This window comes from Clostridium sp. CS1-1, from assembly GCF_056135525.1.
This window is the reverse complement of sequence record NZ_CM148680.1, coordinates 1575589-1588512: the sequence shown is the minus strand read 5'-3', so window position 1 is coordinate 1588512 and position 12924 is coordinate 1575589. Positions and strand designations below refer to the sequence as shown.

The 12924-nt window shown below is 31.9% G+C and carries 11 protein-coding genes and 1 other annotated feature; of the genes, 1 reads left to right on the top strand and 10 read right to left on the bottom strand.

What is annotated here, in order from left to right:
* Window position 1: 1 nt before the first annotated feature.
* The gene (locus AC0N0V_RS07115; protein WP_474463039.1) at window positions 2–697 is read right to left on the bottom strand and encodes a response regulator transcription factor; all 696 of its coding nucleotides are present in this window, start codon (window positions 695–697) and stop codon (window positions 2–4) included.
* Between the two features lie 235 nt (window positions 698–932).
* Here AC0N0V_RS07115 and AC0N0V_RS07110 point away from each other — a divergent pair, with 235 nt between their 5' ends.
* Window positions 933–1757, top strand: coding sequence for a hypothetical protein (locus AC0N0V_RS07110; protein ID WP_474463038.1), 825 nt, complete (start codon window positions 933–935; stop codon window positions 1755–1757).
* Window positions 1758–1958: 201 nt separating this feature from the next.
* On the opposite strand, the gene AC0N0V_RS07105 is transcribed toward AC0N0V_RS07110, so the two are convergent.
* The 9 genes from AC0N0V_RS07105 to AC0N0V_RS07065 form a co-directional block, all read right to left on the bottom strand.
* Window positions 1959–4316, bottom strand: coding sequence for a PEP/pyruvate-binding domain-containing protein (locus AC0N0V_RS07105; protein WP_474463037.1), 2358 nt, complete (start codon window positions 4314–4316; stop codon window positions 1959–1961).
* Window positions 4317–4424: 108 nt separating this feature from the next.
* Window positions 4425–5048 carry a TetR/AcrR family transcriptional regulator gene (locus AC0N0V_RS07100; RefSeq protein ID WP_474463036.1) on the bottom strand — a complete coding sequence of 208 codons (624 nt, stop codon included), beginning with the start codon at window positions 5046–5048 and terminating at the stop codon, window positions 4425–4427.
* 231 nt (window positions 5049–5279) lie between these two features.
* Complete coding sequence (locus tag AC0N0V_RS07095; protein ID WP_474463035.1) at window positions 5280–6260, bottom strand: ABC transporter ATP-binding protein; 981 nt, start codon at window positions 6258–6260, stop codon at window positions 5280–5282.
* A 42-nt stretch (window positions 6261–6302) separates the two neighbouring features.
* Window positions 6303–7274, bottom strand: a complete 972-nt coding sequence (locus AC0N0V_RS07090) for an ABC transporter ATP-binding protein (RefSeq protein ID WP_474463033.1) — start codon at window positions 7272–7274, stop codon at window positions 6303–6305.
* A gap of 4 nt (window positions 7275–7278) precedes the next feature.
* On the bottom strand, window positions 7279–8130 hold the full coding sequence (locus AC0N0V_RS07085; protein WP_474463032.1) for an ABC transporter permease: 852 nt from the start codon (window positions 8128–8130) through the stop codon (window positions 7279–7281).
* A 5-nt stretch (window positions 8131–8135) separates the two neighbouring features.
* Window positions 8136–9089, bottom strand: a complete 954-nt coding sequence (locus AC0N0V_RS07080; protein ID WP_474463031.1) for an ABC transporter permease — start codon at window positions 9087–9089, stop codon at window positions 8136–8138.
* 161 nt (window positions 9090–9250) lie between these two features.
* Complete coding sequence (locus AC0N0V_RS07075; RefSeq protein ID WP_474463030.1) at window positions 9251–10822, bottom strand: ABC transporter substrate-binding protein; 1572 nt, start codon at window positions 10820–10822, stop codon at window positions 9251–9253.
* Between the two features lie 177 nt (window positions 10823–10999).
* Window positions 11000–11246: a binding site (T-box leader), on the bottom strand.
* Window positions 11247–11370: 124 nt separating this feature from the next.
* Window positions 11371–11802, bottom strand: coding sequence for a GtrA family protein (locus AC0N0V_RS07070; RefSeq protein WP_474463028.1), 432 nt, complete (start codon window positions 11800–11802; stop codon window positions 11371–11373).
* Entirely contained in the window at window positions 11777–12769 is a 993-nt protein-coding gene (locus AC0N0V_RS07065; RefSeq protein ID WP_474463027.1) for a glycosyltransferase family 2 protein, read from the bottom strand. Before AC0N0V_RS07065 ends, AC0N0V_RS07070 begins: the two co-directional genes overlap by 26 nt.
* Window positions 12770–12924 lie beyond the last annotated feature (155 nt).

Sequence of the window (12924 nt, the reverse complement as noted above, 5' to 3'; positions counted from 1 at the left end):
TTTATATTAGCTTATAGCCAATTCCAAAAACCGTTTCAATAATAGACATACCTTTATTTTCATCAAGCTTCTTTCTTAATCTCTGAATATGTATATCTACAGTCCTAGTATCTCCCACAAATTCAAATCCCCATACTTTATCTAAAAGCTCTGACCTTGAGAAAACCCTGCCTTTGTTTTCTGCGAGAAATAATAGTAAATCATATTCTTTATTAGTTAGTTCAACTCTAGAACTATTCTTTAAAACCTCTCTTTTTTCTCTATATATTTCAATGCCATTACAAACTTTAATAGATTCAAATTCTTCTGTTTCTATTGACTCTGAAATTAATCCAATCCTTCTAAAAATGGCTTTTATTCTAACTATCACTTCTCTTATATCAAAGGGTTTTGTAATATAGTCATCTGCCCCCAACTCTATTCCAAGTATCTTATCAATAGTATCTGACTTTGCAGTAATCATGACAATAGGTATAATATATTCTTTTGAAACTTTCTTGCATATTTCAAAGCCGCTTATATCTGGCAACATCAAATCTAGTATCAATAAATTAGGTTTAAAATCCTGTAATAGCTCTAGACCTTTTGATCCATTTGAAGCAGCTTTAGTAATAAATCCTTCCTTTTTTAAAGAATAGGATAGTAAATCCGATATATATTCTTCATCTTCAATTATAAGAATCTTTTTCTGTTCCATATTTCTCCCTCCCCATTTATTATAATAACTTATTTTTTGCAATTAAATAATAATAATCCTTAGATTTTACAACTTAGATACAATTACCATAATCTATGAAACAATTAGGTTTTATAATAAATTCATAGGGTTATTCTTAATTCTAGCATGTTATGGATATTTTCAACTTGAATTTAATTCTAAGGTAACCTTAAATTACAAAATTAAATTATTTACTAAAAGGAGATTGATTTTTATGAAAAAAATATTAATGACAACTGCTGTAGCAGCGACGCTTTTAACTACTTCAATAGGAGTTTATGCAGCTTCAAGCACCGACACTAATACAACTGCAAAGCCTCAAATACAGACCAAAGTAGTTACATCTGATATAGCTCAGGATCCATCAAATAGTAAAGGACGTATTGAATATACAAAAACGGCTACTTTAAGAGCTGATGGCAGTGAAGGCATGATTTTCGAAACATGGAATAATCCTAAAACCTTTGATTCAAGAACAGATAACATAATAAAGAGGGATGGAAAAGTAGAATCTTACACAAGCACCTATTCTAAAGATGGTGGGAGAAACCTAGTTAGCCTTCAAAGAGATGAAAAAGGTACTGCAATAAACGGCTCAATTACGCCTGTTAACCAAGAAGGAGCAGACTATAATAATTCTTTATTTTCCAAATATAATTCTTTCGCAGCTGTAAAAGCTCAGTATGCTTCAAAAGAATGGAATTCAGAAGGAACCATTAAAACTCGGGACGGAAAAACATTAAAGAAGGTTTCAAAAAGCTATACAACGACTGCCGTGAAACCAAAGGCTAATATGTCTAAAGAAGATATTAAAAATCTTAAACAGATACCTATGAAAGAAGTTGCTTATCTTGATGAGACTACTGGACTTCCAACTAAAATAGAGTTATACCAAGAAAATGATGGTAACATGAATCTAGTAGATACAAGAGTGTATGAATTCAAATATTTAGATACTGCTGAAAACCTATTTGATACTAATGGAGTAAATCTAAAGCAACTTCCTCAATTTAATTATGACAAAAATGCAAAAGGTTAAGAACTCTCTCTAATTCAATAATTAAGTTGTTTAAAGTAATATAGTTATGCCTTAAAAATAAGAATCTAAAATAATTCGGCTATCTGACATTTATCAAAATTCGACGAATATCAGATAGCCCAGTATCTTCCTGAAGATACTAGATATACTTATTTTGTATTCTATTCATAACATAGTTCTGTGTTACTCTCGCCTATATGTCTATTCCAATATCTCCACAATTCCCTGTCCACCATCAACTATAACCCTGTCTCCTGTTTTTAATCTTAAGGTAGCATTTGCACATCCTACAACAGCAGGAATACCAAGTTCTCTAGCTACTATAGCGGCATGTGATAGTGGTGCTCCTATATCAGTGATTATTGCTGCAGCCCTTGGAAAAAGTGGTGTCCATCCTACATTAGTTGTAGATGCCACTAGAATTTCACCAGCTTCAAATTTTTCTCCTTCTTCTGGAGTTTGAAGAACATGAACAATACCTTCAATTCTACCTGCTGCCCCTGCAAAACCTTTTAAGGTTTCGGAGTTCTCTGCAATAACAGTCGGTATAGTTGAATCATAGTAATCAACTCTTCTGTTCGGATCTTTTGCCCATTTGAAAGCATCGAATCGTCCCCTAATAATTGATGGCAATGGTGGAAGCGATTTATACTTATTATAGTTTTCTTTTCTAACTGGTATATGCTCTACTGCTAGACCCTTGCCGGAAAGTAAATCTAAAACTTCATCTATATAAAGAAAAAATACATCCTCTCCTAAACCAGTAAGTTCTCCCGCCTTAAGAGCAAAAGCACGATTTACCCTAAATGCCCTTGTCCACTCTGAACGAACAGATTCTCTAAGACGGGCAGCTTCTGCTACCTTTACCACTTTACTTCCAATACGTTCAGCTTCTTTAGGGAAATTCTCCTGTAATCTTTTAAAGGCTTCTTCATATTGCTGCTGTTGATTCTTAAGAAGGCTTGATACATCAGTATTTGATCTCTTAAATTCCTCTATTTGTTTTTCAAGCCAGGCTTCATCCTCTCCAGGATGAGGTATAGATAACTCAAATTCATGCGGTCCTCGATGACCGTATAGCACTTTGTATTCTTCGCGGCTCATCTCTCCTTTAACAATCTTTGATATCCCTATAACTGGACCAAGACTTTCAAGCGCTGAATTCCCTCTAAAATTGGACATTAATGTATTTGTATCTTCTGTTCCCACTAGGTTTGTAAGCTCGTCTTTTAGCTTATTAGCAATAACCATTTTGCGGCCGCCTGCAAGAGCAACCCATAATGCCTTAAAATTAAGAGGTAGAAGCTTATTTTTCCATATAGACACCAATTCTTTCTTTGTCTTCACCTCTTCAATGCTTTTAGTCGTCTTTCTGCACCATTCTGGTGAACCCTTTAAGTGATGTGGTGTTTCTTTGGAAGCTTTAATAATATTTTTTAGACGATGTTTTAATTTCGGAGCCATTCCCATTATTAATTCTAACTTTGAAAATGGATATATAGGAATACTGGCTTCTTCTGGCATTTGCCCAAACACTTCACTCATTGTTTTTATAAGAGGCTTTACATCCTTACCAAATGCAGGATATAGAGATAATGCATAGCTTAAATTTGTATAGGCTCTCCCGCAAATGTTACCTGAAAATAAGTAGTATCCAGGAATCGTCATTTGTTCCTCATCTAAAGCTCTTATTATAGACCAACTTAGCGGAGTGAAAACATCAGACATTGCCTCTCCTACATTTGTATTAGTCCATAGGTAATCCCCGTCTAAAGTATCATTCCATTCGTAGGTATCTCTATTACCTGTTTTTAAAGTTGTTATTGGTCTTGCCTGAAGTATATATAATTTTCCTTTTCCTACAGCCCATTCAATATCTTGAGGACCTTCATATTTCTTTTCAAGCTTTGACGCGTATTTATATAATTCTGGAGCATATTTCTTAAATTCATCTGGTCCATCATATTTTCCTTTAGGCCTTATTAAAGAAAAAGGATATGCATTTGATTCGCCAGACACCAGCTGTTCTCCTAATCCATATACAAAATTACCAGCCATACTTGTGTGACTGCCTGTAATTGGATCAGCTGTAAACAATACTCCAGAAATTTCAGATTGAACCATAAGCTGAATTACAACAGCAATCTCATGAGATTGCTCCATACCTTGTACACTACTATACACTTTTACTCTATCTGAGTGTTTAGATTTAAAAACCTCGTACATAGCTTTAAAAATGTCCTCATCAGTTTTAACATTGAGAACTGTTTCAAACTCCCCTGCAAAGGAAGCCTGCGCGGAGTCTTCACTTAAAGCGGAAGACCTTACTGCAAAGAAGGCATCTTTGTACCCATTTCTAATTCTATTTAAATAAGCTTTTATCTCATTCCAAGCCTCGTCATTCAATTTTTCTTCCTGAAAAGCTGATGGTAAAACTACAAAGCCTTCTGGTACAGGATACCCTTCCTGAAACATTCTTGAAAGCATTGAACCTTTTCCACCTGCAAATGCTTGAAGATTAGGAGTTAATTCTTTAAAATGTTTCACCATATCCATCATAGTTAACAGCTCCTTTTTCTAATTTAATATTGATTACTCATTAGTTATTTTGTGTACATGCCTCGAACATAATAAACGTAAACACCAAGCAAATTTTGTATCCGACTGCTATCTATAAAAACAACTTTTAAGTATCTTTATATACTCATCTACTTCTAAAAAAGCTTTATCATAATCAACTTGATTCGAGGGTAATAGTTTTTCCTTTGCCATTATTTCATCCGCAAACCCCTGTAGAGTCCATATGACAATTTTTATAATTTTTTTTATATCAGTATCCTCCTTGAATTTAGATGTATCAATATCTTCAAACACCCTATTTGCCGCATCTTTCATGGTCTCTTTATTCCTTTTTTCTAATTCACTCTTTATATCACTTGAGTCCTCCAGATAAGCAACTTCAACAAACCTAAATATTTCAGGATATTTATTTAAAAGTTCCATTTTAATTAACTGTATTTTACGCAATCTTTCAAAAAAGTCTTTTTCGCTTAAATCAACTTTTTTATAAAATTCATTCATATTAAGTTCTATACAATAGTCATACAAAAATAAAAATAACTGCTTTTTATTCTTAAAATAGTGAAACAACAATCCTTTTGATATCTCTGCTTCTTTAACAATCTCATTTGTAGAAGCATTTTCATAACCTTTTTGAGCAAACTCCTTCATTGCTGCATTTAGTATACGATTTTGCTTTTCTATATCTATGCTTAAAAACTTTGAAAACATATTGCACCCCTTCTTTCATGCTCGGTATTCTTACAGGTGAATTGGAGAATATATATCTCTTAAGTCTATCCTATAAAACCAATGAATATCCTCAACACCTCAATTGACCACTGTAGTCAATAATATTGTAACACTGTTGACTACAGCGGTCAATAGTATTGTAAAAAAACAGACAAACCCTTTATAAATTAAGAGTTTGTCTATTTTTTACTTACCTTACTATGCCATCTTCTAATACAAATGACAGGCTACTGAGTGTCCATTTTCGACTTCCTTCATTTGTGGTGAAATTTCTTTACATATTGGCTTTGCATATGGACATCTAGTATGAAATCTGCAACCTGAAGGAATATCCATGGGATTTGGTATATCTCCTTCTATGACCTTTCTTACAGATTCATTAGCCTTTCTAGGGTCAGCTATAGGTATAGAAGAAAGAAGAGCTTGTGTATATGGATGAAGTGGATTTTTATACAAGTCATTACTATTAGATATTTCTACGATGTTACCTAAATACATTACTCCAATTCTATCAGAAATATGTCTTACCATTGATAAATCATGAGCTACAAAAAGGTATGTTAAGCCCATTTCTTCTTGCAAGTCTTCTAACATATTTACTACTTGAGCTTGTATTGATACATCTAAGGCTGAAATTGGCTCATCACATAATACAAAATCAGGTTCTGTTGATATTGCTCTTGCAATTCCAATTCTTTGACATTGTCCACCACTAAATTCATGTGGAAACTTCTCCATATCATCTTTCTTAAGTCCAACCATTTCAAGCAGATTCTTTATTTTCTCTAACCTTTCCTTCTTTGTAAGGACTGTATGTAATGCTAAAGGCTCATTAATTAGCTCTTCAACATTCATGTAAGGGTTTAATGATGAGTATGGATCTTGAAAGATAATTTGCATCTTTCTATGATACTCTTTCATTTCTCTTTTACCCAGTTTAGCAATATTATTTCCTTCAAAAAATATATCGCCCTCTGTTATATCATATAATCTTGTTATTGATCTTCCAAGGGTTGATTTACCACATCCAGATTCTCCAACTAACCCAAAGGTCTCCCCTCTTTTTATTTCAAAAGAAACTCCATCAACAGCCTTTATGAATTTCTTTTCACTTCTTATGAATTGATTTTTTACTGGAAAATATTTTTTCAAATTATTTACTTTTATCAATATATCATTTAAGTTATTCAATGTTTTCCTCCACTCTAACAACCTAAGGTTATATAATATTTTCTATTCTGTTAAAAAGCACATAGCTTTATGAGTTTTACTAAAACTTTTGTATTCTGGCATTCCATTAAAACATTGTGAAGTTGCAAACTTGCATCGTTCTGCAAATGGACATCCCTTAGGAGGATTTAAAAGAGATGGTGCTGAGCCCTTTATTGGTTCGAGTCTTATCTTTTCATCTCCTTGAACTTTTGGTATAGAGTTTAATAATGCCTTTGTATATGGGTGCTTAGGCTCATAAAATATCTCCTCTGTAAGTCCCTCTTCCATTATTAATCCACCATACATAACTTCTATTCTATTACATAAACTAGCTACCACTCCAAGATCATGAGTTATAAGAATGATAGACATGTTGTTATCTTCTTTAAGTGATTTTAAAAGTTCTAGTATTTGTGCTTGAATTGTAACATCAAGTGCTGTTGTAGGCTCGTCCGCAATTAGAAGTTTAGGACTACATGCAAGAGCCATCGCTATTAATACCCTCTGTCTCATTCCACCACTAAATTCATGTGGATATTGATCTATCCTTTTTTCTGGCATTGGTATACCTACATCGCGCAAAATATTTATCGCCAATTGTTTTGCGTCTTTTTTATTAACACCTTTATGTCTAACTAAAACTTCTACAATATGCTCTCCAACTTTTTTTAATGGATTCAATGCTGTCATAGGATCTTGAAATATCATAGCTATTTCTTTGCCTTTGATTTCTCTCATTTGTTTTGAAGATAAATTTAAAATATCTTTTCCCTCAAAGTGTATTTCCCCAGAATCTATTTTTGCATTTTCTGGCAGTATATTCATTACCGATTTCATAAGCACACTTTTTCCGCTGCCAGATTCTCCTACAATTCCAAGAATATCTCCAGTTTTTACCTCAATATTTACCCCTCTTACAGCTTCTATTTTTTTACTCTTACTGTAAAAAGTAGTTTTAAGACCGTTAACCTTAAGAAGTGATTCTTCTCTCATAATATTACCTTCCACCTCCTGCAATCTTAGGTTCAACAAATACTCTCAAAACATTACCTAATTTATTAAACGAATATATTGTAAGTATTATTAATAAGCCAGGTAAAACAGCCATATAGAGAGCACTTTGCAGATTTGTTTGAGCATTCTGAAGTAAATTCCCCCAAGAAGACATTGGTTGTTGAATTCCAAGACCTAAAAAACTTAATGAGGACTCTGTCATTATAGCATTTGCTATACTTGTGGTTGATGCTATTATTATAGTAGGAAATACACTCGGTATAATATGCTTAAATATTATACTTTGAGAAGATTCACCAATAGAAATTGCATAAAGTACATATTCTCTTTCCTTTATAGAGAGAGTTTCCGCACGAACCAGTCTCGCAATTTCCATCCAAGAAAATAATCCTATTACTATGATTATAGCTTGAAGTCCTGGTTTTAAAAATATACTGATTACTGTTACAAGTATCATCCAAGGGATGGATGATATTATATCAACAAATCTCATTAAAATATTATCTATCTTACCTCCAAAATATCCACTTATAGTCCCAACTCCCACTCCTATACTAGTGGATATAGCCATAGCAAGAAATCCAACTACAAGAGAGACTCTTCCTCCATATATGGTTCTCGCTAAGTAATCTCTTCCTAATTCATCTGTACCAAATAAATGAGCTAAACTAGGAGTTTGCAACATACTTGATGTATCTACTGCATCTGGATTTATAGGTATTAAAAATGCAAATATTGAAATAAGTATTATAAAAATTAGAAAGGCTCCTGAAAATAAAGCACTCTTATTACTTTTTAGCTCATCTTTAACATTCTTTATTCTTCTGCTTTTCATATACTTTACTCCATTTCCTTTATTCTTGGGTCTGTTAAACAATATAATATATCCGATAATAAATTACCAATTATAACCAAAGACGATGACAGTACCAAAATTGCCATTATAATAGGATAATCTAATGCACGAACTGCATTTACAAAATATGGTCCAACTCCTGGCCATCCGAATACAGTCTCTGTTATCATAGCTCCTGTAACTAACATAGGTAATGCCATACCAACCTTGGTAATTATCGGCAAAAGTACGTTTTTACACACATGCCTAAATAATATTTCTCTTTTACTTGCTCCAAAGGCACTTTGAACCATTACATATCCTTCTGAAACTTGACTTATTGTTGAAGATCGTACATACCTAATAAGCTCTGGTAAAAATGCGATAACTAGTACTGAACATGGCATTATAAAATGAAGTAAAAAATCTGAAAAGGAATTCTCCATCCCTATGGTATTTCTTCCTAATATAGGTAAGACAGCAAGCTTATATCCAAATATAAATATCATAATCATTGCAAACCAAAAACTAGGTGTAGCTATTCCTATGGAACAAAAGCCGTCTATTATCTTGTCAATCAACTTATTTTTATTTGCTCCTGCTATTAATCCAAGAATTATAGAAATTACAAGTGAAATTATATATGCTGGCAATACCAATGTAATAGTTGCTGGTATTCTTGCAGCTAAATCCTTAGAAATACTCTCATGTGTAACTATGGAATATCCAAACTGACCAGTTAATATACTTTTAAGCCATAAAAAATACTGTACATACGCAGGCTTATCAAATCCGTATTTAGCCTTTATAAGATTAACTGTTTCTACTGGCATTTTTGGTGTTGTCATTGCATCAACAGCATTATATGGAGCTAACTTAATGAGAGTAAAGCATACCATTGAAATTATTAATAGTAATGGAATAGCTTGAAGAATTCTTTTAAATATATACTTTGTCACTCTATTGTCACTTCCTTAATTAATAAATTAAACATCTTAAAAAAATAACTAATCAGTACTCTATAAAATAGACTAGCATACTGACTAGTTATTTCTTTAAAAGTGTCTTGTTAAATGGGGAATAAACAATTTCATTCCCCATTACTTAGAATAAGTTACCCTTATTTATAATAAAGCTTAGACATATCTTCAAAGGTATATACTGGTACTAATGCAGCATCCTCTACTCCTGCTAAGTTAGAACTCATAACTACAATTCTCTTGTTTTCAAGAATTGGATAGAAATACCCATTAGTTTGAAGTTTCTTTTGAATTTGGGTATAAATATCTTTTCTTTTAGCTTCGTCTGTCTGAACTCTTCCAGAATTAAATAAATCATCAATTTCTTTATCATTAAAATGACTATAATTATATTGACTATTAGATGTAAATAATGAACTAAAGGTATCTGGGTCTATTCCCATAATATAACCACCAAGGAACATATCATAATTGCTTTTTTCATCTTTCATTTGTTTACTAATTGCAGCATCTTCACCTGCAGCAAGTTCTACATCTATTCCCACAGCCTTAAGATTTTGTTGAATTATTGCTGCTTCCTTTTGATAAGGTACATTACTTCCAGGATATCCGAGTTTAAGTTTAAGTCCAGAAATTCCTGCTTTTGCTAAAAGTTCTTTAGCTTTTGCTTGATTAAAATCATATTTTTCAACATCATTTGTATGGAATTTACTTTCATTTGGAAGGAATGAATAAGCTGGTTTTGCATATTCTTGTGATCCAAAGGCAGCATTAATTAAGTCTGTTCTGTTTAATGCATAGAATATAGCTTGTCTTATATTTGCATCCTTAAGTTTAGGAGAATTAGAGTTAAGTACCATATATGCTACCCTACCCTCATCATATGTATAAGGTTTTAAGTTATCTCCCTTTATTAAATCTTTTAAGTCACTTGATTGAACAGCTAATGCATTTATTTCACCTTTTTGTAGAGAAAGTTTAGCAGTATTAGCGTCTGGTATTACTCTAAATACAACATTTTTAATCTTTGGAGCTCCTAAGAAATAATCATCATTTTTCACCATCTTTACATATTGACCAGCTTTATACTCTTCTAGTTTATATGGTCCAGTTCCTACTGGTTTTGCATTCTTTTCACTATTTTCAAAGTTAGTTTCGCCTTCATATACATGCTTAGGCATTATAAATATATTACCTAACAGTTCCATTCCAGGTGCGCTGACTTCTGGAAGTGTAAAGTTAACTGTATAATCATCAACTTTTTCAACCTTAACTGGTTTTCCATTGAATATTAATTGACTATATGCCCAACCAGCATTTTTTTCTTTTAACATCTCATTATATGTAAATACTACGTCATCTGCAGTGAATTTAGTTCCATCACTCCATTTAACATCTTTTCTAAGTTTTGCAGTATATGTTAGCTTATCAGCTGATTGTGTCATGCTCTCAGCAAGGAAATACTGAACTTTGTCCACGTTATACATATATAGTGGTGAATATAATGCTTTTATTTCCATTAATCCATAACGATCGCTTGTTGTTATTACGTTTACTGAGTTTCCTGGATCTCCATCAATACCATATGTAAAAGTATCTGATTTAGCTGATGTTCCATTAGAAGTGCTATTTTTAGTTGTTCCACAACCATTTAATAAAAAGGCTGCAGCCACTACTCCTATTAAGACTTTTGATAATTTTCCGAATTTCATTTCAAATCCTCCTTGAAAATAAATAATTAGTCATTCACAAAACTCTTGAGAGCTTTATTTCCAACATTTCTGCTGATATATTGTAAAAAATTTACCTTTGAATATTTTAAGGAATTTATATTTTCCTCTTGCTTCCCAAACTCCGGATTTTGAGAAACAAAAAAACTCCGCCTCTTATTCAGAGGCGAAGTTATATACTTCGCGGTTCCACTCTGGTTATCATACAAAATGCATGATATCTCATTAATATATCGGTACTTACATACCTCAACGCTTTAACGGGCGTTCCCGCTGAAGTCTACTTTCTTTTCGATTCAGAGCTCAGAGATGCACTTCCATTAAAATCCACTTAAAACCTCTTACACCCAAGGAGGTTTCTCTCTGCAAGCTTTGCTTAACTTACTCTTCTCATCATAGCTTTCAATTCCTAGTATTCATATTGTATTTGTTGACTTTCACAAGATTATTATATTAATATTTTATGAATTTGTCAAGTTTTTCAATGACAGTTCTATTATAGATAATCTAAAACTACACCCAGTATATATTTATAACTTTTCATTCCCATCGCTAAATACAATTTTCTTGCTAAATAGATAATTTAATATAATTACTACAATGTTAACAAATATCTTACTATAAAATTTTCCGCAATAAACTATTTCTATCAAAAATATCATTCCGAAAAAATCAATTAAGAAAGTAGTTACCCTTACCATTATAAACTTTAGAAATTCCTCTAATGTTTTAAGATTTGTGGTTGTCTTACTATAAAAAACCCATTTTTTATTAGTTATATATGCAAATATAATTGACACTACAAAGGCAATAACATTACTTAATATATAGTAAATGCCATTATCAATTAATATTTTATAAGTTATTATATTTATTAATGTAGTCAAGACACCAAAAATACCATATAAGGCTATATTTTCTAAGTTATCTTTACATTTAAATTTTCTCACTAATATCTTCAACGTCCTTTTCTCTTATATTATTTGAATTTTCAACAACTTCATTTACTCCTATGGTTTTATTTATAACAAAAAGTGGTCTATTTTTGACCTCTTCATATATTCTTGCTATGTATTCACCAATAGTACTTATCTGTATCATAATAACACCAGAACATAATAATATTATTGTGACTAATGAAGTCCAGCCTGCAACTGGATTTCCAGTTGTTATCTTGAATATAATCCAATAAACTATGCTGACGAAGCTAAACAAAGCCATAACTACTCCAATTATATTAAATACTTTTAGTGGTTTATATGAAAAAGATATTACAGCATCTATAGCCAACTTCATTAATTTTCCAAAATTATAATTTGTTTTTCCTGCATTTCTGGGTAACCTATCAAATTCAACATAAGTAATATTAAATCCAATCCAATGAGTCAACCCTCTAAAGAATCTATTATGTTCCCTAAACTTATTAAATTCATCTACAATCCTCCTGCTCATAAGCCTATAGTCCCCGGTATCAAGAGGAATTTCTATATCACTAAAATATCTTAAAAATCTGTAAAACAACCTTGAAGTAATCTTTTTTATAAAAGTTTCTTTTTGTCTACTTTTTCTCTTAGCATATACTAAGTCATATCCTTGTAAGTATTTGCAATACATATCTTTAATAAGTTCAGGAGGATCTTGCAAATCTGCATCCATAATCACTACAGCATTCCCACATGCATATTTTAACCCTGCTGTATTTGCCATTTCATGCCCAAAATTTCTTGAAAAATCAATGAGTTTTACTCGTGAATCTTTGTTGCATAGATTTTTTATTTTATTCATTGTGTTATCTTTACTGCCGTCATTAACAAATATAATTTCATATTTGTCGGTAATGGTTAACAGAATATCACTTAATCTACTATATAAATAGTCAATATTTTTTTCTTCATTATAGGAAGGGACTACAATACTTAAATCTATCATAAAGGTTCTCCTTCTTCACTTATACTATCCTGTTTCATATTTTACCTTTGTCACATTTTTAAATCATATATTTAAATATACCAATGTCCAGTGATTGGCTATAAAATGTTATTTACAAACTTAACTTAGGTATCTGGATAATATCACTGAAGTCT

What these genes read in the sequence shown, in the direction of transcription:
- AC0N0V_RS07105 (WP_474463037.1), bottom strand. Translation starts at nt 4,316, where the DNA reads ATGATGGATATGGTGAAACATTTTAAAGAATTAACTCCTAATCTTCAA.
- AC0N0V_RS07115 (WP_474463039.1), bottom strand. Translation starts at nt 697, where the DNA reads ATGGAACAGAAAAAGATTCTTATAATTGAAGATGAAGAATATATATCG.
- AC0N0V_RS07065 (WP_474463027.1), bottom strand. Translation starts at nt 12,769, where the DNA reads ATGATAGATTTAAGTATTGTAGTCCCTTCCTATAATGAAGAAAAAAAT.
- AC0N0V_RS07085 (WP_474463032.1), bottom strand. Translation starts at nt 8,130, where the DNA reads ATGAAAAGCAGAAGAATAAAGAATGTTAAAGATGAGCTAAAAAGTAAT.
- AC0N0V_RS07100 (WP_474463036.1), bottom strand. Translation starts at nt 5,048, where the DNA reads ATGTTTTCAAAGTTTTTAAGCATAGATATAGAAAAGCAAAATCGTATA.
- AC0N0V_RS07110 (WP_474463038.1), top strand. Translation starts at nt 933, where the DNA reads ATGAAAAAAATATTAATGACAACTGCTGTAGCAGCGACGCTTTTAACT.
- AC0N0V_RS07075 (WP_474463030.1), bottom strand. Translation starts at nt 10,822, where the DNA reads ATGAAATTCGGAAAATTATCAAAAGTCTTAATAGGAGTAGTGGCTGCA.
- AC0N0V_RS07090 (WP_474463033.1), bottom strand. Translation starts at nt 7,274, where the DNA reads ATGAGAGAAGAATCACTTCTTAAGGTTAACGGTCTTAAAACTACTTTT.